General features: G+C 63.5%; 18 protein-coding genes. 8 read left to right on the top strand and 10 right to left on the bottom strand.

All coding sequences use genetic code 11. The features are described from left to right. Positions 1-24 precede the first annotated feature (24 nt). Positions 25-1,932, bottom strand: a complete 1,908-nt coding sequence (gene dnaK / locus AC2FMM_RS14440) for a molecular chaperone DnaK (protein WP_496681563.1) — start codon at positions 1,930-1,932, stop codon at positions 25-27. A 214-nt stretch (positions 1,933-2,146) separates the two neighbouring features. Between dnaK and AC2FMM_RS14435 the strand changes: the two genes are divergently transcribed. Further along, positions 2,147-2,749, top strand: a complete 603-nt coding sequence (locus AC2FMM_RS14435; RefSeq protein ID WP_496687820.1) for an alpha-ketoglutarate-dependent dioxygenase AlkB family protein — start codon at positions 2,147-2,149, stop codon at positions 2,747-2,749. On the opposite strand, the gene AC2FMM_RS14430 is transcribed toward AC2FMM_RS14435, so the two are convergent. Further along, positions 2,746-3,567 carry an ABC transporter permease gene (locus tag AC2FMM_RS14430; protein ID WP_496681567.1) on the bottom strand — a complete coding sequence of 274 codons (822 nt, stop codon included), beginning with the start codon at positions 3,565-3,567 and terminating at the stop codon, positions 2,746-2,748. The two genes, AC2FMM_RS14435 and AC2FMM_RS14430, sit on opposite strands and share 4 nt — an antisense overlap. A 122-nt stretch (positions 3,568-3,689) precedes the next feature. On the opposite strand from AC2FMM_RS14430, the gene cysQ reads away from it, so the two are divergent. The 7 genes from cysQ to AC2FMM_RS14395 all read left to right on the top strand — a co-directional run bounded on the left by cysQ (position 3,690) and on the right by AC2FMM_RS14395 (position 11,718). Beyond that, complete coding sequence (cysQ, locus tag AC2FMM_RS14425; RefSeq protein ID WP_496796929.1) at positions 3,690-4,487, top strand: 3'(2'),5'-bisphosphate nucleotidase CysQ; 798 nt, start codon at positions 3,690-3,692, stop codon at positions 4,485-4,487. Next, the gene (locus AC2FMM_RS14420; protein ID WP_496681572.1) at positions 4,487-5,287 is read left to right on the top strand and encodes a 3-deoxy-manno-octulosonate cytidylyltransferase family protein; all 801 of its coding nucleotides are present in this window, start codon (positions 4,487-4,489) and stop codon (positions 5,285-5,287) included. Before cysQ ends, AC2FMM_RS14420 begins: the two co-directional genes overlap by 1 nt. Before the next feature lie 73 nt (positions 5,288-5,360). Then, on the top strand, positions 5,361-6,344 hold the full coding sequence (galE, locus tag AC2FMM_RS14415) for a UDP-glucose 4-epimerase GalE (protein WP_496796928.1): 984 nt from the start codon (positions 5,361-5,363) through the stop codon (positions 6,342-6,344). A gap of 7 nt (positions 6,345-6,351) precedes the next feature. Beyond that, complete coding sequence (locus AC2FMM_RS14410) at positions 6,352-7,395, top strand: glycosyltransferase family 2 protein (protein ID WP_496796951.1); 1,044 nt, start codon at positions 6,352-6,354, stop codon at positions 7,393-7,395. A gap of 184 nt (positions 7,396-7,579) precedes the next feature. After that, positions 7,580-8,566 (top strand): glycosyltransferase family 2 protein, encoded by a 987-nt coding sequence (locus tag AC2FMM_RS14405; protein ID WP_496711008.1) that lies wholly within the window; start codon positions 7,580-7,582, stop codon positions 8,564-8,566. Continuing rightward, positions 8,563-10,266, top strand: coding sequence for a DUF5927 domain-containing protein (locus AC2FMM_RS14400; protein WP_496796927.1), 1,704 nt, complete (start codon positions 8,563-8,565; stop codon positions 10,264-10,266). Before AC2FMM_RS14405 ends, AC2FMM_RS14400 begins: the two co-directional genes overlap by 4 nt. A gap of 6 nt (positions 10,267-10,272) precedes the next feature. After that, complete coding sequence (locus AC2FMM_RS14395) at positions 10,273-11,718, top strand: nodulation protein NodH (RefSeq protein ID WP_496743434.1); 1,446 nt, start codon at positions 10,273-10,275, stop codon at positions 11,716-11,718. On the opposite strand, the gene AC2FMM_RS14390 is transcribed toward AC2FMM_RS14395, so the two are convergent. The 8 genes from AC2FMM_RS14390 to hslO all read right to left on the bottom strand — a co-directional run bounded on the left by AC2FMM_RS14390 (position 11,702) and on the right by hslO (position 20,949). Next, positions 11,702-12,220 carry a L,D-transpeptidase family protein gene (locus tag AC2FMM_RS14390; protein WP_496681582.1) on the bottom strand — a complete coding sequence of 173 codons (519 nt, stop codon included), beginning with the start codon at positions 12,218-12,220 and terminating at the stop codon, positions 11,702-11,704. The genes AC2FMM_RS14395 and AC2FMM_RS14390 overlap by 17 nt on opposite strands. A gap of 56 nt (positions 12,221-12,276) precedes the next feature. Next, positions 12,277-13,062, bottom strand: coding sequence for an ion transporter (locus AC2FMM_RS14385; protein ID WP_496681584.1), 786 nt, complete (start codon positions 13,060-13,062; stop codon positions 12,277-12,279). Positions 13,063-13,082: 20 nt separating this feature from the next. After that, positions 13,083-14,312, bottom strand: coding sequence for a class I SAM-dependent RNA methyltransferase (locus AC2FMM_RS14380; RefSeq protein WP_496796926.1), 1,230 nt, complete (start codon positions 14,310-14,312; stop codon positions 13,083-13,085). Between the two features lie 39 nt (positions 14,313-14,351). After that, positions 14,352-16,184: an ABC transporter ATP-binding protein gene (locus AC2FMM_RS14375; RefSeq protein WP_496796925.1), complete on the bottom strand. Its 1,833-nt coding sequence runs from the start codon at positions 16,182-16,184 to the stop codon at positions 14,352-14,354. Then, positions 16,181-18,031, bottom strand: coding sequence for an ABC transporter ATP-binding protein (locus AC2FMM_RS14370; RefSeq protein WP_496796924.1), 1,851 nt, complete (start codon positions 18,029-18,031; stop codon positions 16,181-16,183). Before AC2FMM_RS14370 ends, AC2FMM_RS14375 begins: the two co-directional genes overlap by 4 nt. Before the next feature lie 191 nt (positions 18,032-18,222). Next, on the bottom strand, positions 18,223-19,377 hold the full coding sequence (locus tag AC2FMM_RS14365) for a CCA tRNA nucleotidyltransferase (protein WP_496743430.1): 1,155 nt from the start codon (positions 19,375-19,377) through the stop codon (positions 18,223-18,225). Beyond that, positions 19,374-19,973 (bottom strand): CoA pyrophosphatase, encoded by a 600-nt coding sequence (locus tag AC2FMM_RS14360; RefSeq protein WP_496796923.1) that lies wholly within the window; start codon positions 19,971-19,973, stop codon positions 19,374-19,376. The genes AC2FMM_RS14365 and AC2FMM_RS14360 overlap by 4 nt, the downstream gene beginning before the upstream one ends. Further along, a complete protein-coding gene (hslO, locus tag AC2FMM_RS14355) occupies positions 19,963-20,949 on the bottom strand; it encodes an Hsp33 family molecular chaperone HslO (protein WP_496796922.1) in 987 nt (328 codons plus the stop codon). The genes AC2FMM_RS14360 and hslO overlap by 11 nt, the downstream gene beginning before the upstream one ends. Positions 20,950-21,001: the final 52 nt, after the last annotated feature.

Raw genomic sequence — 21,001 nt, 5'->3', positions numbered from 1 at the left:
GGCCCGAACTGGCCCGGTTAGCCGTTAGGTGCGCTTGTCATCGTCCAGATCTTCGAACTCGGCATCGACGATGTCGTCATCGCCGGGGCCCGCATCGGCGGCGGTCGGTTCTTCGCTGGCCTCTTCAGACTGCGCCTTGTAGATCGCCTCGCCCAGCTTCATGGACGCTTCGGTCACGTTCTGGATGCCCGACTTGATCTTGTCGGCATTGTCCGATTCCAATTCGTCCTTAAGCGCGGCCACGGCCAGTTCGATCGCCTCGATGGTCGACGGATCGACCTTGTCGCCATGCTCCTCGATCGATTTCTCGGTCGCATGGATCAGGCTTTCGGCCTGGTTCTTGGCCTCGACCAGCTCCTTGCGCTTGCGGTCGGCCTCGGCGTTCTCTTCAGCATCCTTGACCATCCGTTCGATGTCGTCTTCCGACAGACCGCCCGAAGCCTGGATGGTGATCTTCTGCTCTTTGCCGGTGCCTTTGTCCTTGGCCGAAACCGAAACGATGCCGTTGGCGTCGATGTCGAAAGTCACCTCGATCTGAGGCATGCCGCGCGGAGCCGGCGGGATGTCTTCAAGGTTGAACTGACCCAGCAGCTTGTTGTCGGCCGCCATTTCGCGTTCACCCTGGAACACCCGGATGGTCACCGCGTTCTGGTTGTCCTCGGCGGTCGAGAATACCTGAGACTTCTTGGTCGGGATCGTGGTGTTGCGGTCGATCAGACGGGTGAACACGCCGCCCAGGGTTTCGATGCCCAGCGACAGCGGGGTCACGTCCAGCAGGACCACGTCCTTGACGTCGCCTTGCAGAACGCCGGCCTGGATTGCAGCACCCATGGCCACGACTTCATCAGGGTTCACGCCTTTGTGGGGCTCTTTGCCAAAGAACTTGGTCACCTCTTCGATGACCTTCGGCATCCGGGTCATACCACCGACCAGAACCACCTCGTCCACGTCGCTGGCCGAGATGCCGGCGTCTTTCAGAGCGGCCTGACAGGGTTTCAGCGATTTCTTGATCAGGTCACCGACCAGCGATTCCAGCTTGGCGCGGGTCAGTTTCATGACCATATGCAGCGGCTGGCCGTTCGAGCCCATCGAGATGAACGGCTGGTTGATCTCGGTCTGGGTCGTCGAGCTGAGCTCGATCTTGGCCTTTTCGGCAGCTTCCTTCAGTCGCTGCAGCGCCATCTTGTCCTGGCTCAGGTCGACGCCGTGTTCCTTTTTGAACTCTTCGGCCAGGTAGTTGACGATGCGCATGTCAAAGTCTTCACCACCCAGGAAGGTGTCACCGTTGGTCGACTTGACCTCGAACAGGCCGTCGTCGATTTCCAGGATGGTCACGTCGAAGGTACCGCCACCAAGGTCATAGACCGCGATGGTCTGGCTGTCTTTCTTGTCCAGGCCATAGGCCAGAGCGGCGGCGGTCGGCTCGTTGATGATCCGCAGTACTTCCAGGCCGGCGATCTTGCCGGCATCCTTGGTGGCCTGACGCTGGGCGTCGTTGAAATAGGCCGGAACGGTGATGACGGCCTGCGTGACTTCCTCACCCAAGTAGCTTTCAGCAGTTTCCTTCATCTTGCCCAGGATGAAGGCCGAAATCTGGCTTGGGGAGTACTTTTCGCCGCGGGCTTCGACCCATGCGTCGCCGTTGCCGCCGTCGATGATGCGATAGGGCACCATCTTCTTGTCTTTTTCGACCTCGGGGTCGTCGACCCGGCGGCCGATCAGGCGCTTGACGCCGAAAATTGTGTTTTCAGGGTTGGTGACCGCCTGGCGTTTTGCCGGCTGTCCGACCAGTCGCTCATTCTCGGTGAAGGCGACGATCGAGGGCGTGGTCCGCGCCCCTTCTGCGTTTTCGATGACCTTCGGCTGCGAGCCGTCCATGATGGCCACGCACGAGTTGGTGGTCCCGAGGTCAATCCCGATTACTTTTCCCATTATTTCGATCCCTTTCTTTTCAAGGCGATGTCCCGAGGCCAGAACCCGTTATGGCATCCCAGCCCCGATCTGTTGGGCGCGGTGGCACTACACCCTCGCGCGTCCCGGCGTATATAAGGGCGAGGCCCAAGGCCTGCAAGCACTGTGAAATGCAGGTTTTCGGGAATCTTGGGCCTTTTTTGGCAAGGATTTCGAAAGGAATGAGGTTTCTGCCGTGACGCGCCTGAATTTACGCGGATTCGACATCAGAAAAGGCCATCTGGACGGCGCCGCCCAGCAACAGCTGGTCGACGCCTTGCGACCGGTTCTGAAAGCCGCGCCGCTGTTTCATCCCAGCACGGCCTCGGGGCGCAAGATGTCGGTGCGCATGACCTCGGCCGGGCCGTTGGGCTGGGTGTCGGACGGCCGCGGATACCGCTACCAGGGCGCGCACCCCAAAGGCATGCCCTGGCCGGACATCCCGCAGCCGATCCTGACCATCTGGCGCGAGGTGACCGCGCTGGACCGCGACCCGGACTGCTGCCTGATCAACTATTACGGCGAAGGCGCCCGCATGGGCCTGCACCAGGACAGGGACGAGGCCGATTTCTCGTGGCCGGTCGTGTCAATCTCATTGGGGGATGACGCTCTGTTCCGCATCGGCAACACCACCCGCGGCGGAAAAACCGAATCCGTGTGGCTGAACTCGGGCGACGTGGTGGTCATGGGCGGCCCCGCACGGCTGGCCTATCACGGAATCGACCGGATCCGGTTCGGGTCGTCGCGCCTGCTGCCCCGGGGTGGCCGCATCAACCTGACCCTGCGCGTGGCGACCTAGCGCCGGGCGTCCCAGCTTTTCGAGATGTGCTTGCGTGTATAGAATTCACCCAGCAGGCCGATCATCATCAGCGCGATGCCGACCCAAAGCGCATATTCCCAGCTGGTGTTGCGCGGGAAATAGTTGCGAAAGATGAACCCGCGGCACTGATCGATCGCATGGAACAGCGGGTTCCAGGCAAACATCGCCAGCAAATAGCCGCCCAACGCGTTGGCGACGAACATCTTGCCGGAAAACACCATGTTCAACCGCCGATAGACGTTGCTGAGCATCAGGGACACCGTCGGCAGCCACGGCTTGAGCGCCATGAACACCAGCCCCACGGAACAGCCCGTGTACCAAGCCAGCACCAACATCGCGAAGGCGCCGCCGGGGTCCTGCATCTCGATCGGGGTAACCGCCACGCTGTAGACGAACAGGATCACCAGGATCGACACGATCTGCGTATACAGCGCGCCGAAAGCCGCCGCCAGCAGCAGAACCATCATGTTCATCGGCGAATGCAGCATCATCGGGTTGTTGGTGCCCCCCAACGAGGCGATCGCGCCCACCGCCTTGATATGGGTCATGAACAGGAAAATGCCCGACAGCAGGTACAGGATGAACTCGCCGCGGATCTTGGCCACCCGGGCACCCATGAAAGACATGATCAGGTAGAATACGCTGGCCAGCAGCACGACCTGCAGGATGTTCATCACGATGGCCAGAACGGCGTTGCTGTGCTGCGAGCGGATGTTGCGCACGACGGCGTGGAACACCAGTTCCGCCGTGGTGAAGGCGCTGCCAAGCAGACTGCTGCTGCGCTTGTAATAGAACACTCGAACGCTCTTTCCCGGGTTTGTTCCGACAGCCTGGCACGAATTCCTTGCCGTTCCGTATCCGGCACAGCATAAGTTCGTCAGGTTTTCGGATCAACAAACCATGGAAACGGAGCATTTTTGTGACCTATGACGACCTCATCCCCGTGATCAGACGCCTGGCCCTGGAAGCGGGCGACAAGATCATGGAGATCTACGATGCCGATGATTTTGACGTGAAGGTCAAATCCGATTCCAGCCCAGTGACCGAAGCTGACGAAGCCGCCGATGCGCTGATCTCGGCCGGGCTGCGCGCCGCTTTCCCCGACATCCTGCTGGTGACCGAGGAACAGGCCGCGTCGCACAGCCAGCAAGGCGACACCTTTCTAATCGTCGATCCGCTGGACGGCACCAAGGAATTCATCAACCGGCGCGGGGATTTCACCGTGAACATCGCGCTGGTCGAAAACGGCGTGCCCACCCGCGGCGTGGTCTATGCCCCGGCCCGCGGGCGCATGTTCTATACCCTGGCCGATGGCCGCTCGGTCGAGGAGACCGGCGCCTTGGACAAGGACAAACCGGGCGAGGTCACGCCGATTTCAGTCTCTGATCCGGACAATTCGGCGCTTTTGGTGGTGGCCTCGAAATCGCATCGCGATCAGGCCACGGATGACTACATCAACAAATACCAGGTCAAAGACAGCAAGTCGGCGGGCTCGTCGCTGAAATTCTGCCTGGTGGCCACGGGCGAGGCCGACCTCTACCCGCGTGTCGGGCGAACCATGGAGTGGGACACCGCCGCAGGCCACGCGGTGCTGGCCGGAGCCGGGGGCCATGTGGTGCGTTTCGACGACCACACGCCGCTGACCTACGGCAAGGAGGGTTATGCCAACCCGTTCTTTATTGCCTATGCCCCGGGCGTCGAACTCAAGGAGGCCTGATGTCGGTTCTGATCGCGATCCCCGCCCGCTATGCCTCGACCCGCTATCCGGGCAAACCGCTGGTGCCGCTGACCGGCGCAACGGGAAAGCCCATGACCCTTATCGAGCGGTCCTGGCGCGCGGCCATGTCGGTCTCGGGCGTCGACAGGGTGGTGGTGGCCACCGATGACGACCGCATCCGCGCTGCGGCCGAGGGCTTTGGCGCCGAGGTGGTGATGACCTCAGAAAGCTGCGCCAACGGCACCGAACGCTGCGCCGAGGCGCATGACAGGCTGGGCGGCGGATACGAGATCGTGGTCAACCTGCAAGGCGACGCCCCCCTGACCCCGCATTGGTTCATCGAGGATTTGGTCAATGGCCTGCGCGCTGCGCCTGAGGCCGGCGTGGCCACGCCGGTGCTGCGGTGCGACGGCGAGGCGCTGAACGGGCTGCTGAACGACCGCAGGCACGGCCGGGTGGGCGGCACCACGGCCGTCTTCGCGACCGATCACAGCGCGCTCTATTTCTCGAAGGAAGTGATCCCCTTCACCGCCGACACCTATGCCGGGTCGGATCCGACGCCGGTGTTCCATCATGTGGGCGTCTATGCCTACCGCCCCGACGCGCTGGCCGCCTATCCGGGTTGGCCGGTCGGGCCGCTGGAACGGCTTGAGGGGCTGGAACAGCTGCGGTTCATGGAAAACGGACGCAAGGTTCTGTGTGTCGAGGTCGAGGCAAAAGGCCGCCAGTTCTGGGAGTTGAACAATCCGCAGGACGTGGCCAAAATCGAAAGTATGATGGCCGCGATGGGGTTGGAATAGGCGCAGATTCCCCGTTCCGCGCGGGCAGCGCAGCAATTAACCCATGAGCGGCAGACATTCGGCAGGACCACGGATGACAAACATACTCGTGACCGGCGGCGCCGGATATATCGGATCTCATGCCTGCAAGGCGCTGGCGCAGGCGGGCTATGTGCCCGTGACCTATGACAACCTTGTAACCGGCTGGCAGGATGCGGTGAAATTCGGCCCGTTCGAACAGGGCGATCTGCTGGACCGCGCGCGGCTGGATCAGGTCTTTGCCAAGCACCAACCGGCGGCGGTGATGCATTTCGCCGCGCTCAGCCAAGTCGGCGAAGCCATGAGCGAGCCGGGCCGGTACTGGCGCAACAACGTCACCGGATCACTGAACCTGATCGAGGCGGCCGTGGCCGCCGGTTGCCTGGATTTCGTTTTCTCGTCCACCTGCGCAACCTATGGCGACCACGACAACGTGGTGCTGGACGAAACCACGCCGCAACACCCGCTGAACGCCTATGGCGCCTCGAAACGTGCGATTGAGGATATCCTGCGCGATTTCGAACAGGCGCACGGGCTGAACCACGTGATCTTTCGCTATTTCAACGTGGCTGGTGCCGACCCTGACGGCGACGTGGGCGAGTTCCACCGCCCCGAGACCCATCTGGTTCCGCTGCTATTGGACGCGATCGACGGCAAGCGCGACGCGCTGACCGTCTACGGCACAGATTACGACACGCCCGACGGCACCTGCATCCGCGACTATGTCCATGTCTGCGACCTGGTGGATGCGCATGTGCTGGGCCTGCGCTGGCTGGAACAGGGCAAGGGTAGCCGGGTGTTCAATCTGGGCACCGGCACCGGGTTTTCAGTAAAAGAGGTGATCGCGCAGTCGCACAGCGTGACCAACCGCGAGGTGCCCTTCAATGTCGGTCCGCGCCGGGCGGGCGACTGCACCAAGCTGGTTTCAGGCTCGACCCGGGCCGAGGCCGAACTGGGCTGGCGGCCTAAACGGTCGCGGCTGGAAGTGATGATCGCCGATGCCTGGCGCTGGCATCAGAATGGCCATTACGAAAAGTGATCGTGCCATGGGCGCCGCGCACCATCATGACGAAAACGCCCCGGGCTGGATTCGCAGATACCGCCTGCGCCTGAAACGCAAGCGCCTGTTGTGGCGGTCCTTCCGCAGCCGCCACGCGCTGACGCCGGTTTCGGACAAGACCCGGCTGATCGCGCCCACCGACATTCTGGCCTTTACCACCCTACGCAAAGAGATGGAGCGCCTTCCTTGGTTCCTGCGCCACTATCGCCGGCTGGGGGTCGATCATTTCCTGATGGTCGACAACGGCAGCGATGACGGCTCGGTCACCTACCTGCTCAACCAGCCGGACGTTTCGCTGTGGCAGACCGGGGCCAGCTATCGCGAGGCGCGGTTCGGGCTGGACTGGCTGACCTGGTTGCAGATGCGCTATGGCCATGGCCACTGGACCCTGATGGTGGATGCCGACGAACTGCTGATCTATGCCCATCACGACAGCCGCACCCTGCATGACCTGACTCGATGGCTGGACAGCCGCGGGCAGCTGGCTTTCGGCGCGCTGATGCTCGACCTTTATCCCAAGGGACCGCTGGGCAGCCAGACGCACGACCCCGATACCGACCCGACCGAGACCCTGCCCTGGTTCGACCCCGGCCCCTATCGCGTGCGGCGGCAACAGCCGCTGGGCAATTTGTGGGTGCAAGGCGGGGTGCGTGACCGGGTTTTCTTTGCCGACCGGCCCGAGCGGGCGCCGACGTTGAACAAGATCCCCTTGGTCAAGTGGAACCGCCGGTTCGCCTATGTGAATTCCTGCCACTCGGCGCTGCCCCGACATCTGAACCATGCCTATGATGGGCCGGGGGGCGAGGCGCCTTCGGGGGTGATGCTGCACACCAAGTTCCTGCCGCAGGTCCTCGCCAAATCGCAGGAGGAAAAGCGCAGGCGCCAGCATTTTCACGATCCCGACCAATTCGGGCCATACTATGATGGCATCATCGCCGGACCTGACTTGTGGACCGCCCGTTCCGAGCGCTTTGCGGGCTGGGCGCATCTGCAGGCGTTGGGGCTGATGTCTTCGGGCGGCTGGCGCTGAAGGGGGAACTCCGCACCCGGAAAACCCCTGTCTGGATAACGCCATTTAAATAGATTGCCTTGCAAGGTGCGAAAATGTCATAAAACGTCATTGCCCGGCACCACTCTGGCCGCAACCAGCCCCGGGCATGCTCGCGTAAGGAAAAAGGTTGGGCAGTCGCGTGAGCCTTTTGGATTCCTATCGGATGAGACTGCGGCGCAAGCGCCGTCTGTTGCGTTGCGCCCGCCGCGGCCGCGATCTGAAACCCGTTCAGGACAAGACCCGCCAGATCCGCTCGGACGACATCCTGTTGATGAGCGTGGTGCGCAACGAAAAGATCCGCCTGCCCTGGTTCCTGTCCTACTACCGAAAGCTGGGCATCGACCACTTTCTGTTCGTGGACAATGACAGCGATGACGGCACGCTGGAATACCTGGCACAGCAGCCCGACGTCTCGGTCTGGCATACGGCGGCCAGCTATCGCCGGGCCACATTCGGGGTTGACTGGTCCAACCACCTGCTGCGCCGATACGCGCATGGCCACTGGGTCCTGACCGTCGATCCGGATGAGTTCTTCGTCTATCCCTTCTGCGACACGCGCCCGCTGCGCGCGCTGACCGACTGGCTGGACGGCACCGGGGTGCGCAGCTTCGGCACCATGCTGCTGGACATGTACCCCGAAGGCCCGATCCAGGAGGCCCCGTATCACGAAGGTCAGGACCCGTTCGAAATCGCGCCCTGGTTCGACTCGGGCAACTATGTGATCAGCAAAAACCCCGTATACGGCAACCTCTGGATCCAGGGTGGCCCGCGCGCGCGCATGTTCTTCCGGGACCGGCCGGAAAAGGCCCCGGCCCTGAACAAGATCCCGCTGGTCAGATGGGACCGGCGATATGTCTATGTCAGTTCGACCCATGCCTTGCTGCCGCGCGGCCTGAACCAGGTCTATGACGAATGGGGCGGAGAAAAGGCCAGCGGCGCCTTGCTGCATGCCAAGCTGATCGACACCCTGGGCACCAAGGTGCAGGAAGAGCTGCGGCGGGGCCAGCACTATCGCGGGTCGGCGGAATACAAGGCCTATCTGGCCGAGCTGGAAAACCGGCCTGTCTTCTGGTGCAAATGGTCCGAGAAATACATCAACTGGCGCCAGCTCGAGATTCTGGGTCTGATGTCCAAGGGGAACTGGGCATGAATGGCAGCTTGGGCATCATCATGCTGGTCCATACCGCGCTGGGCCGGGCCGAACAGGTGGCCCGGCACTGGACGGCTGCGGGATGCCCTGTGGTGATCCATGTCGATCGTAAGGTCGCCCGACAGGTGCATGACGATTTCGTGTCGGCCTGCGCCGATGATCCGCTGATCGTGTTCTGTGACCGCCATGTCTGTCACTGGGGCGGCTGGGGGATCGTCGCGGCCACCCAGACGGCCGCGGAACTGATGCTGGACCGCTTCCCGGGCGTGCGTCACGTCTTTCTGTCCTCGGGCGCGTGCCTGCCGCTGCGCCCGGTACAGGACCTGATCGACTATCTGGCTGACCGGCCGCGCGCGGACTTCATCGAAAGCGCCACCACCGCCGATGTCAGCTGGACCGTGGGCGGGCTGGATGCCGAGCGGTTCACGCTGCGGTTTCCGTTCTCGTGGCGCAAGCACCGCAAGCTGTTCGACCGGTTCGTAAAGCTGCAACGCGCAGTCGGCTACCGGCGGCGAATCCCCGACGGGTTGGTGCCCCACATGGGCAGCCAGTGGTGGTGCCTGACCCGCCAGACGCTGTCGGCGATCCTGCAGGACCCGAAACGCCCGATTTACGATCGCTATTTCCGGCATGTCTGGATTCCGGACGAAAGCTATTTCCAGACACTGGCGCGGCTGTATTCCACCCAGATCGAAAGCCGGTCGCTGACCCTGTCTAAATTCGACTACCAGGGCCGGCCGCACATCTTCTATGACGATCACCTGCAGCTGCTGCGCCGGTCCGACTGTTTCGTCGCCCGCAAAATCTGGCTACAAGCCGACCGGCTGTACCAGGCGTTCCTGTCCGACCAGCCCGGCGCGCTGAAACCTGCCGAACCCAATCCGGGCAAGATCGACCGGGTGTTTTCCCGCGCGGTCGAGCGTCGCACCCGCGGACGCGACGGGCTGTACATGCAAAGCCGCTTTCCCCGCCACGGCAGCGAGAACGGGTTGACCGCGTTCCCCTATTCGGTGTTTCAGGGATTTTCGGAGCTGTTCGTCGATTTCGAGGACTGGCTGTCCAACACCACCGGCGCGCGGGTCCATGGCCATCTGTTCGCACCCGAGCGGGCCGAGTTCGCAGGCCGGGAAACCCTCATCAACGGCGCGCTCAGCGACAGCGCGACGCTGCGTGACTACAACCCAACCGCCTTTCTGTCGAACCTGATCTGGAACACCCGCGGCGAGCGGCAGTGTTTTCAGTTCGGCCCCGCCGATACGCAAAAGATCAACTGGTTCCTGGCGCGGGACAAGAACGCGCAGGTTTCGGTCGTTACCGGCGCCTGGGCGGTGCCCCTGTTCCGGTCGAACCAGAATTTCGGGGAAATCCGCGCCCAGGCCGCGCGGCTGCAGAAGATCGAGAGCGAGCAGCTCGAGGTGCTCGATTCCGTCTGGACCAAGGCACGGGTGCGAATCTGGTCGATGGCAGAATTCCTCGAATCCCCGATCGAGCATCTGCAGACCGTCATCGACGAGATGGGCGTGTCGCAGCCGGGCCACCTGATCGAAGCGCCCAGGATGGTCGATCTGACCGGGTTCGGAAAATTCCTGCAGAACCTAAAGAACCAAGGCATGCACCCCTTCCTGATGGGGGATTTTCCGGTCGACGACGTGTTCGGCGGCCAGACCCGGTCTTATCACAAGCCCTATCTGGTGCAATGATCCGGAATGCCCAGCCCGTTTGACCATTTCATCATCCTGGCCGACATGCGCACCGGCTCGAACCTACTCGAGACGCATTTGAACGCGCTGGACGGCGTGACCTGCCATGGCGAGCTGTTCAACCCGCATTTTATCGGGTACCCGAAAGAGACCCATGTTCTGGGTTTCTCCATCGACCAGCGCGACCAGGACCCCGCCGCGGTGATCCAGGCCGTGCGCAGGGCACCGGGCGGCCTGCACGGGTTCCGGTTTTTTCCGTCGCACGACCCGCGCGCGCTGGCGCTGGCGCTGGACGATCCGCGCTGCGCCAAAATCATCCTGACCCGCAACCCGCTGGACAGCTACATCTCGTTGAAGATCGCCCGCGCCACCCAGCAGTGGAAGCTGACCAACGTGAAACAGCGGCGCGATGCGACGGTGCCCTTCGATCCGCAGGAATTCGCCGACTATCTGGACCGGAGACAGGAGCATCGCCTTGCGGTCCTGAACCACCTGCAACGCACCGGACAGGTTGCCTTCCACATCGGATATGACGACCTGTCGGATCTGGAGGTTCTGAACGGGCTGGCCGCCTGGCTGGGTGTGGCTGCGCGGCTGGATCGGCTGGCCCCCGACCTAAAACCGCAGAATCCGGCACCCGCCCTGTCCAAGGTCTCGAACCCCGAGGAAATGCAACAGGCGCTGCGCGACACCGATTGGTTCAACCTGCACCGCCCACCAAGTTTCGAACCGCGCCGCGGCCCCGGCGTGCCCCGCTATGTCGCGGCTCCGGACACGCCGCTGATATATCTGCCGGTGCGCGGCGGACCCGAGCAGGCGGTGACCCACTGGCTGGCCGCGCTGGACGGCTGCCCGCCCGACGGGCTGCTGACCCGACGCAACCAGCAACAGGTGCGCCGCTGGATGAAGACGCGCCCGGGGCATCGCAAATTCACCGTGCTGCGACACCCGCTGGCCCGCGCCCATACTACATTCTGCAACAAGATCCTTGCCACCGGGCCGGGCAGCTATGCCGCCATCCGCGCCACGCTGCGCAATCGGTTCAAACTGCCCATTCCGGGGCAGCTGCGCGAACAGAATTATACGCTGGATCAGCATCATGCGGCCTTTGCCGCGTTTCTGGAGTTTCTGAAGCTGAACCTCGCGGGGCAGACCCCGATCCGGGTGGATGGGCTGTGGTGCAGCCAGGCGCAGGTGCTGGAGGGCATCGCCGCCTTTGCCCAGCCTGACCTGATCCTGCGCGAGGATGAGATGGCAACCGCCCTGCCGGATCTTGCGCGCAGGTTTGGCCACGGCGCACCGCCCGCGCCGCCCCCGTTAGAGCCGGATGCGCCCTACAGGCTGGAACAGATCTACGATGCCCGGCTCGAGGCGCTGGCGGCCGATGCCTATCAGCGCGACTATGTCCAGTTCGGTTTCGGCGACTGGCGGCCGGTCACGGACGCAGCGTGATGACCGTGCCGGGCTTGACCATGGCATAGATCTCTTCGATCTCGTCATTCTTGACGGCGATGCAGCCTGCGGTCCAGTCCGGGGTCTTTTTCGCGCGCTTGCGCTCTTTGCGCAGGTTCGGCTGGCCGTGGATGAAGATGTCGCCGCCGGGATCGACCCCCATCGACTTGGCCTTGGCGACGTCCTGCGCGTTTGGATAGGAAATTCCGACCGACAGGTGATATCGGCTGCGAGGGTTGCGGCGGTCGATCAGATAGGTGCCTTCGGGTGTGCGGCCGTCTCCGCGCTTGACCTTTGTGCCGCTTGGAGCGAAGCCAAGCTCGACATCATACTCGCGCAAGATCTGCTCGTGATGCAGCAGGTACATCTTGCGCGCGCCCTTGTTCACAACGATGGATGTCACCTCGGGTCCGTTGTAGGTCAGAAATCGAGGGCCCCCACTTCCACAAGCCGAAAGGCTCAGTGTTGCCAGTGCACCCAATCCAAATGCTCGACGATCCATGATTTCACTGCCTGCTCGTTTTGCAGCATCATGCCAAAATCCGGCGGAAACGGAAATCACTTTTTGCTGTTCATATGTTCGGTCAGGCGGCGTTCGATCGAGTCCAGCCGCTCGAGCACCTCGTCCCGATAGGCATCGGTCCTGACGCCTTCCTCGGCGTGGTGGGCATCCTGCATCGAATTCACGATCAGACCGACCAGCAGGTTCACCACCGCGAAGGTTGTGACCATGATGAATGGCACGAAAAACAGCCAGGCATAGGGATAGACCTCCATCACCGGGCGCACGATGCCCATCGACCAGCTTTCCAGCGTCATGATCTGGAACAGGGTATAGGCTGAGCGGCCGAGGTCTCCGAACCAGTCGGGGAAGCTGTCGCCGAACAATTTGGTCGATATCACCGCGCCGATATAGAACAGGATCGCCATCAGCAGGAACACGCTGCCCATGCCCGGCAGCGCCTGGATGAACCCTTCGACCACCCGGCGCAGACGCGGCGCGACCGAGATCACCCGCAGCACCCGCAAGATCCGCAACGCGCGCAGAACCGAAATGCCGGCGCCGCCGGGGACTAGGGCGATGCCGACGATCACGAAATCGAAAATGTTCCAGCCATTGAGGAAAAACCGGCGCCCGTTGGCCACCAGTTTCATCGCGATCTCGGCCACGAAGATGGTCAGGCAGATGGTATCGAGCAGCACGATCACCGGCCCGAACTTCGCCATCAGCGTGTCCGAGGTTTCCATGCCCAGCAGAACCGCGTTCACCAGAATGACGCCGGTGATGAATTGCGCAAATCGCGGGTTTTCGACAAAGGCCTGCAGGCGCTGCCGGATCGTCATGCGAAGGGTCTCCTGTCGGGTCATGGGTTCTCTGCCAGTTTGAAGCTGCCCACCAGTTCGCTGTGGGATGACCATCGAAATTGGTCAACCACTTGGACCCATTCAAGGGCATAGCCCGCCTGAACCAGAATTTTTGCATCCCGCGCGAAGGTCACAGGGTTACAGGACACATAGGCGATGACCGGACGGCGGGCCTGAGCCAGCTCGGCCACCTGGGCCTCGGCGCCGGCGCGTGGCGGGTCCAGAACCACGGCGTCGAAGCGGCGCAGCTCGTCCGGCATCAAGGGGCGGCGGAACAGGTCGCGCATCTCGGTCGTGACCTGTTTCAATCCCGTGGACTTGCGCCAGCCCTGGTCCAGCGCGCGGGTCATATCAGCCGCGCCTTCAACGGCATGAACCTCGGCCCGTTGCGCCAGCGGCAACGAGAACGTGCCGCAGCCCGCGAACAGATCAACCACACGCTTGGCTGGGCCAACAATCTCCAAAACTGCCAGTGTTAGAGCCTGTTCTCCATCTTTTGTGGCCTGGAGGAAAGCCCCCGGCGGCGGGACCACCGTGGCCGGACCAAAACGCTGTGCGGGTGGGTTGCGCATGGCGATCACCTCGCCATCCCAGGCCAGCCGCGCCAAGCCGTGCTGCTCGGTCGCCTGCGCAAGCGCCAGTTCCAGCGGGCCGTCCAGAGGTTTGCCGCCCTGCACCGCCACGTCCAGCCCGGCTTCGGATAGGGTCAGGGTGACAGACAACACGCCCTTGCGGCTGCCGCCCAGTTCGGCCAGCGCCTTGGCCACGGGGATGGCGGCGGTCAGCGCCGGGTCCAGCAGCTGGCAATCAGGAATCTCGGTGATCACGTCCGAGGCGCGGCCGTGGAACCCCGCCAGCGCGCCCTTCTTGGTGCGGCGCACCGCGATGGTGGCGCGGCGACGCGACTGCGGCGGCGACGTCAGGATCGGGCGCATCTCGGCCTGCAGCCCCTGAGCAGCCAGCGCGGTACGCACCACCTTGACCTTCCAATCGGCCACGAAGGCGTCCGAGGCGTGCTGCAACTGGCAGCCGCCGCAGCTTTTGTAGTGGCGGCACGGCGGTTTGACCCGATCGTCCGACGGCGTCAGCACCTTGATATCGGTCAGCTCCGAGCCGTCCAGCAGGCCGCTGACCCGCTCGCCAGGCAGCGTTCGGGGGGCATAGACCGGGCCCTCGGCGATGCCGTCGCCCTGATGCCCGAGGCGGAGAATGGTGTATTCCTGCTTCATGGCCTGCCTGATAGCCGGGCTGATGCGCCAACAAAACCCTTATTCGGCGGCCTCGGTCTGGATGAACCCGCCCGACTGGCGGTGCCAGAACCGCGCATACAGCCCGCCCTGCGCCAGCAGGGTGTCATGCGGCCCGCTCTCCACGATGCGCCCGTGATCCAGAACGATGATCCGGTCCATCTCGCTGAGGGTGGACAGGCGGTGGGCGATGGCCAGAACGGTTTTGCCCTCCATCACCCGGTGCAGCGCGGTCTGGATCGCGGCCTCGACCTCGGAGTCTAGCGCCGAGGTCGCCTCGTCCAGCACGAGGATCGGCGCGTCCTTGAGGATCGCGCGGGCCAGCGCGATGCGCTGCCGCTGGCCGCCGCTCAACTTGACGCCGCGCTCGCCCAGATGCGCGTCATATCCCTTGCGCCCCTGCCCGTCCTGCAGATCGAGGATAAAGTCATGCGCTTCGGCCTTTTGGGCCGCGGCGATCATCTGGTCCTCGGTGGCATCGGGTCGGCCGTACAGGATGTTGTCGCGGGCCGAGCGGTTGAACATCGCGGTTTCCTGCGTGACCATGCCGATCTGGCGGCGCAGGCTGTCCTGCGTGACGCGGGCGATGTCCTGCCCGTCGATCAATATCTGGCCATTTTCCCTGTCGTAGAGCCTGAGAAGCAGCGAAACCAGGGTGGATTTGCCCGCCCCCGAGGCGCCGACGATCCCCAGCTTCTCCCCCGGCTGCACCTTTAGCGTCAGGTCCGAGACCCCGCCCACGTCGCGACCATAGGCAAAGCTGACATCGCGGAACTCGATCCGGCCCTCGGGCACTGCCAGCTCGATGGCGTCCGGCGCATCCTCGACCCGGTCGGGCCGCGCCAGGGTTTTCATGCCGTTCTCGATCTCGCCCACATGGGCGTAGATCCCCATCAGGGTGAAGCTGACCCAGCCCGTCATCTGTGCGATGCGAATCGAGATGGCACCCGCCGCCACGATATCCCCGGTGGTCGCCGACCCGACCTGCCAAAGCCACAAGGTGGCGCCCAAAAGCAGAACCGGCAGAAGCCCGGCCAAGGTCATCAAAATGAACCGGAAACTGGCCGACAGCTTGCCGAAGGCCAGCGACTTGTCGCGCAGCGCAACCATCGAGTCGCGGGCGGCCTGATCCTCGAACTCGGAATGGGCAAACAGCTTGACCGTCTTGATGTTGGTGATCGTGTCCACTACCTGCCCAGACACCATCGCCCGCGCCCCGGCCCGCGCGGCCGAGCGTGTCCGAATGCGCGGCAGGTACCAGCGCACCAGCAGGAAATACACCGCCAGCCAAGCCACGAAGGGCAGCATAACCAAGGGGTGAATAGACCCTAACAAAAGCAAAGATCCGACAAGCGAGGCGAGGGCAAAGACGATGGCGCTGATGGTCTCCGATACGACCGATGTCAGCGCATTGGCCGTCTGCATCTGTTTCTGCGCGATGCGGCCGGCAAAATCGTCGTCGAAATAGGCGACCGACTGGCCCAGCGTCCAACGGTTCAGCTTTGCCAGCACCAGCGGCGGGATGTTGGGCATGACGATATAGTTGTTCGACACCGAGGACAGCCCGAACAGCAGCGGTCGGATCAACATGAAGAACGCCACAGCCCCCAGGATCATCCACAGGTTTCGCGGTGTCAGAAAGTTTTCGGGCCCACTGGCAGTCGCCATGTCGATCACCCAGCCCAGAATCCAGGCGGTTCCGGCCTCCATTGCACCTGCAAGGGCCGAAAACAGCGCAGCGGCGAACAACATGGGCCAGGCCCCTGTCAGGCACCAGCGAACGAACGCCCCCAGCCTTTGCGGCGGGGGCGTCTGGGTGGGTTCAAACGGTTTGATCAGGTCTGCGACCGTCATTCTGCTGCCTCGTCCGCGGCCCCGGGGTTCATGAAGCCGCCAGATTGGCGCGCCCAGAACTGGGCGTAAAGACCGCCCTGCTCCAAAAGATCGGCATGGGTGCCTTCCTCGACGATCCGGCCTCCGTCCATCACCAGGATGCGGTCCATCTGGGCGATGGTGCTGAGCCGGTGCGCGATGGCGATCACGGTCTTGCCCTGCATCATGCCGTACAGCGTCTCCTGGATTGCGGCTTCGACCTCGGAATCTAGGGCGGATGTGGCCTCGTCCAACAACAAGATCGGCGCGTCCTTCAGGATCACCCGCGCCAGCGTCACCCGCTGCCGCTGCCCGCCGCTCAGCTTGACGCCGCGCTCGCCCACATGGGCGTCATAGCCGGCGCGGCCCTGCGGGTCCTGCAGGTCGAGGATGAAGTCATGCGCCTCGGCCTGTTTGGCGGCGGCGATCATCTGGTCTTCTGTCGCATCGGGGCGGCCATACAGGATGTTGTCGCGCACCGAGCGGTGCAGCAGCGCGCTGTCCTGCTGAACCATGCCGATATTGCGGCGCAGGCTGTCCTGGGTGACGGTGCGGATGTCCTGCCCGTCGATCAGGATCGCGCCGCTTTCCACGTCGTAGAACCGCAAGAGCAGCTTGACCAAGGTCGACTTCCCGGCCCCCGACCGCCCGATCAAGCCGACCTTTTCGCCCGGCTGGATGGTCAGATTGACATGATCCAGCCCGCCGGTCTCGCGGCCATAGTGGTGCGACAGGTCGCGGATCTCAATCCGGCCATCGGTCAGTTGCAGCGGCTTGGCGCCCGGCGCATCCAGCAGGTCGACGGGCTGGGCGATGGTCTCCATCCCCTCGGCCACGACGCCCAGCTGGCGGAAGAAGCTGGTCAATGCCCACATGATCCAGCCGGTCATGGCATTCAGCCGCAGCGTCAGCGCGGTGGCCGCCGCCACCACCCCAACCGAGGCACTGCCCTGCATCCACAGGTAAATGGCCCAGCCGACCACACCGATGATCAGCACGCCGTTCAGCGCGACCAGAACGGCATCCATGATGGTGAAGATACGCATTTCGATCTGGAAGGTGCGCCGGGTCTCCTCGATCGCTTCGCGCGCATAATCGAGTTCCTGCTGGGCATGGGCGAACATTTTCACCGAATGGATGTTGGTATAGCTGTCCACTACCCGGCCCGTCACCGTGGACCGCGCATCGGACGCGGCCTGCGAGGCCGGTCCCACCCGCTGAACCGTCCAGCGCACCAGCAGCGCATAGAGCGCGAACCAGATCAGCAGCGGCAGCAGCAGGCGTGGATCGGCGGCCATCAGCAGGATCGCCGCGCCGATCAGATAGGCCAGCGAGAACGAAATCGCATCGAACACTTGAAACACCACCTCGCCCGCAGCGGGCGGGGTCTGCATGATGCGGTTGGCGATGCGCCCGGCAAAATCATTCTCGAACCAACCGACCGACTGGCGCAGAACGTGCTTGTGCGCCCGCCAGCGGATCAGTGTGCCAAAATTGGGCAGGATCGCGTTGTTCAGCAACAGCACGTCCAGCACATGCAGGATCGGGCGCAGGAACAGGATGAACAGCGCGACCAGAACCAGCTCGGTCCCGTGGGCCTGCCAGACCTCGGACGGCGATCCGCCCAGAAGGTCGACGACCCGGCCCATGTAATAGATCAGCCCGATTTCGACCGCGGCCACGATGATCGACATCAGCGCGGCCCAGAAGAAGACGCGCCGAAAAGGGCGGGAATAATCCAGCATGAAGGGCCACAGCCGTGTCGGCGGCGTGTCGACCTCTTCATAGGCAACAAAAGGGTCAACGAGGTTTTCGAAATAGCGAAACATGGAGGTGCTCCGATCGAGCAGGAAAATTGAAAATGCGAAAGCAGATGGCGCCAAAACACCAACCGTACGGGTCAGGTGTTCTGGCTTTAGCCGAACCAGATCCCGTAATACATTCGCAGTCCTCCATCCATGAGACAGGCGCACCCTAGCCGGAAACCCAAGGACTTGTCATCCCCTTTTGAGACTTCCCGTCAATCTTGCAGCAACGCGTCCCGGTCCAGCGTGAAATGCGAGTCGATCCAGCGGCTTTCCAGTTCGGCCAGTTTCGCGCCCAGCGCCGGGCCAGAGTAACGCCCGAGCAGATCGGCGGCCCTGACCGGGAAGGTCGCCGACGCCCCTTTTTCGACGGCCGCGCTCGTTTCAGCCGTCCAGGGTTGTTCCAGAAAGGCGCAGCGCAACAGGGCCGCGTCCTGTCCGTCTGGTTGGCCCAGCCGATATCCCAATTCGGCCGCCCCAGCACCGCCCTGCGCGCCGTCTCGGATCCGGGTCAGGCGGGCCAGTTGCGCCTTGCTGAGGCGCAGAGTCCCGGCAACCTCGGGCCCTGCGATGACCGCGAGACGGCGCAGCGCGTCGGGGGCAAGCCCGGCCTGCGATTCAAGATGGATCAGGATCGGCAGCGCCCGATCGTCGGCGCCGGGCAGCAGATGCGCCAGAACGCCGATGCTGCGCATGGCGGCCACCGATGGGGCCGGATCGGGCGCGGCCAGAAGTTTCAGCATCTCGGCCCCGACCCGCTCGCGCGACAGCCGGTCGAGCCCGTCCAGATCGGCCGCAATCGCCGCCAGAGCATCCGGGTCCATCCCGGCCTGCGCGTCGCCATACCAGGAGTGGAACCGGAAATACCGCAACGAGCGCAGATAGTCCTCGCGGATGCGATCCCCGGCCGTGCCGATAAACCGCACGCGCCGCGCCTGCAGGTCAGGCAGGCCGCCCAGCGGGTCCAGAATGCTGCCGTCGGGGCGGGCATAGAGCGCGTTCATGGTGAAATCGCGACGGGCGGCGTCCTCTTCCACCTGGTCGGAAAAGGCAACGACCGCGCGCCGCCCGTCGGTTTCGACGTCGCGGCGAAAGGTGGTGATTTCATGCGGTATGCCGTCGCTGACCACGGTCACGGTGCCGTGATCAATCCCCGTCGGAATCGCCTTCAGCCCGGCCCGTTCGGCCAGTTCCATCACCTGCTGCGGCCGGGCATCGGTGGCGATGTCGAGATCCGAGACCGGTGCCCCCAGCAACGCATTGCGCACACAGCCCCCCACGAACAACGCCTGCGCACCGCCCTCGGTCAGCGCTGCACACACGTTCTGTGTGGCCGGGTTCGTGATCCAGTCTTCGGTGATCCGCATCATTCGCTCATCCGTGCCGCCAACCCGCGCAACATGCGGGCCGTGGCGCCCCAGATGTAGTAGGGGCCAAAGGGCACCGCGAAGTAATACCGCCGTGTTCCGCGCCAGATGCGCGATTCAACCACATAATTCGCAGGGTTCAGCACATGCGCAAGCGGAACCGAAAACACCTCGTCCACCTCGCCCGGTTCGGCCACCGGGTCAAAGCCGCGCTCCAGAACCGCGACCACCGGTGTCACGGCGAATGACGTGACGGTTTCATGCACCGGCAATGTGCCCAGAATGCGCGGCAGGTCCGGCGGCAGGCCGATCTCTTCCTGCGCCTCGCGCAGGGCCGTGGCGGTCACATCCGCATCGGTGTCGTCCTGCTTGCCGCCCGGAAAGGCGATCTGCCCCGGATGATGTTTCAGGGCCGAGGACCGCTTGGTCAGGATCAGGCGCGGATCGCCACGGACCAGGTCCACGGCGACCAGAACACCTGCGGGGCGCAGCTTGCGCCCCGCAGGCAGAACCGTGCCGGGATTGAGGTCGAAGTCGCTGGACCCGTCACCCGGACGGGCAAGCGCTTCGCTCAGACGCGGGATCAGGTCAGCCGTCATCCGGGTCTTCGGCCTCGAACCCGACCGATTTCGGATCCAGCACGTAATGCGCGCCGCAGAACTGGCAGTCGGCGGTGACGGTGCCTTCGTCGGTGGTCATCTTCTCGATGTCCTGGGCCGAGTAGATCGACAGGCTTTGACGCACGCGGTCTTCGGAGCAGGTGCAGCCGAACTGCACCGACTGGGCCTCGTACACGCGGGGCTGTTCCTCGTGGAACAGGCGCACCAGCAGGTCGGTCGGCGCCACGGACGGCCCGATCATTTCCAGATCCTCGATCGTATCCAGCAGGATGTTCACGCGGTCCCAGTTTTCGCCTTCATTGCCATCCACCAGGTCCGACGCCGTCAAGATGTCGCCGGTACCGTCATTCGTGGCCACGAAGGGCGAGGCCTTGGGCATGTGCTGCAGCATGATGCCGCCTGCCCGCCAGCGTTCGCCGGCTCCGGGTTCGGTCGATTTTCCGAAACTCAGCGAGAACCGCGTCGGCAACTGCTCGGACTGCGCGAAATAAGACTCGGCGCAGGCCTTCAGCGATCCGCCGGTCAGCGGCGTGATCCCCTGATAGGGCTGCGTTCCCTTGCCTTGGTCGATGAGGATCGCGAAATACCCCTCGCCCACCTGATCGAACGGCGCGCCATCGGTCAGCCGGTCGCGGTCAAAGCTGGCATAGGCCCGGATCTGCGCGGGCTGGCCCTCTTCGCGCGGGGCATAGTAATCTGTGGCGATCATCCGCACCGGTCCGTTCGACTGCACCTGCAGCGACAGCTTCCAGCGCAGCGCGACGGTCTGGCCAATCAGCGCGGTCAGCAGGGCCATCTCGGCCACCAGCGCCTCGACCTGTTCGGGATAGTCGTGCTGTTTCAGGATGCCGTCCAGCACCCCGTCCAGCCGCGCCACACGGCCGCGCATATCCGAGACATCGAGTTGAAAGGGCAGGACGGTATCGTCCCACGCGATTTTCGTTCCAAAAGACATGGGGTTTCCTTAAACGCCACGGGTTGGCATACCGCCACCATATAGGTCGAAG

This window comes from Ruegeria sp. BHSC043, from assembly GCF_059612985.1.
Note: the sequence above shows the minus strand (reverse complement) of the source record. Positions and strands in the feature narration are given on the sequence as shown.

Coding starts and splice junctions, on each gene's coding strand:
- dnaK (WP_496681563.1), bottom strand. CDS start 1,932: ATGGGAAAAGTAATCGGGATTGACCTCGGGACCACCAACTCGTGCGTG.
- AC2FMM_RS14420 (WP_496681572.1), top strand. CDS start 4,487: ATGTCGGTTCTGATCGCGATCCCCGCCCGCTATGCCTCGACCCGCTAT.
- galE (WP_496796928.1), top strand. CDS start 5,361: ATGACAAACATACTCGTGACCGGCGGCGCCGGATATATCGGATCTCAT.
- AC2FMM_RS14410 (WP_496796951.1), top strand. CDS start 6,352: ATGGGCGCCGCGCACCATCATGACGAAAACGCCCCGGGCTGGATTCGC.
- AC2FMM_RS14405 (WP_496711008.1), top strand. CDS start 7,580: ATGAGACTGCGGCGCAAGCGCCGTCTGTTGCGTTGCGCCCGCCGCGGC.
- AC2FMM_RS14400 (WP_496796927.1), top strand. CDS start 8,563: ATGAATGGCAGCTTGGGCATCATCATGCTGGTCCATACCGCGCTGGGC.
- AC2FMM_RS14395 (WP_496743434.1), top strand. CDS start 10,273: ATGCCCAGCCCGTTTGACCATTTCATCATCCTGGCCGACATGCGCACC.
- AC2FMM_RS14390 (WP_496681582.1), bottom strand. CDS start 12,220: ATGGATCGTCGAGCATTTGGATTGGGTGCACTGGCAACACTGAGCCTT.
- AC2FMM_RS14385 (WP_496681584.1), bottom strand. CDS start 13,062: ATGACGATCCGGCAGCGCCTGCAGGCCTTTGTCGAAAACCCGCGATTT.
- AC2FMM_RS14380 (WP_496796926.1), bottom strand. CDS start 14,312: ATGAAGCAGGAATACACCATTCTCCGCCTCGGGCATCAGGGCGACGGC.
- AC2FMM_RS14375 (WP_496796925.1), bottom strand. CDS start 16,184: ATGACGGTCGCAGACCTGATCAAACCGTTTGAACCCACCCAGACGCCC.
- AC2FMM_RS14370 (WP_496796924.1), bottom strand. CDS start 18,031: ATGTTTCGCTATTTCGAAAACCTCGTTGACCCTTTTGTTGCCTATGAA.
- AC2FMM_RS14365 (WP_496743430.1), bottom strand. CDS start 19,377: ATGATGCGGATCACCGAAGACTGGATCACGAACCCGGCCACACAGAAC.
- AC2FMM_RS14360 (WP_496796923.1), bottom strand. CDS start 19,973: ATGACGGCTGACCTGATCCCGCGTCTGAGCGAAGCGCTTGCCCGTCCG.
- hslO (WP_496796922.1), bottom strand. CDS start 20,949: ATGTCTTTTGGAACGAAAATCGCGTGGGACGATACCGTCCTGCCCTTT.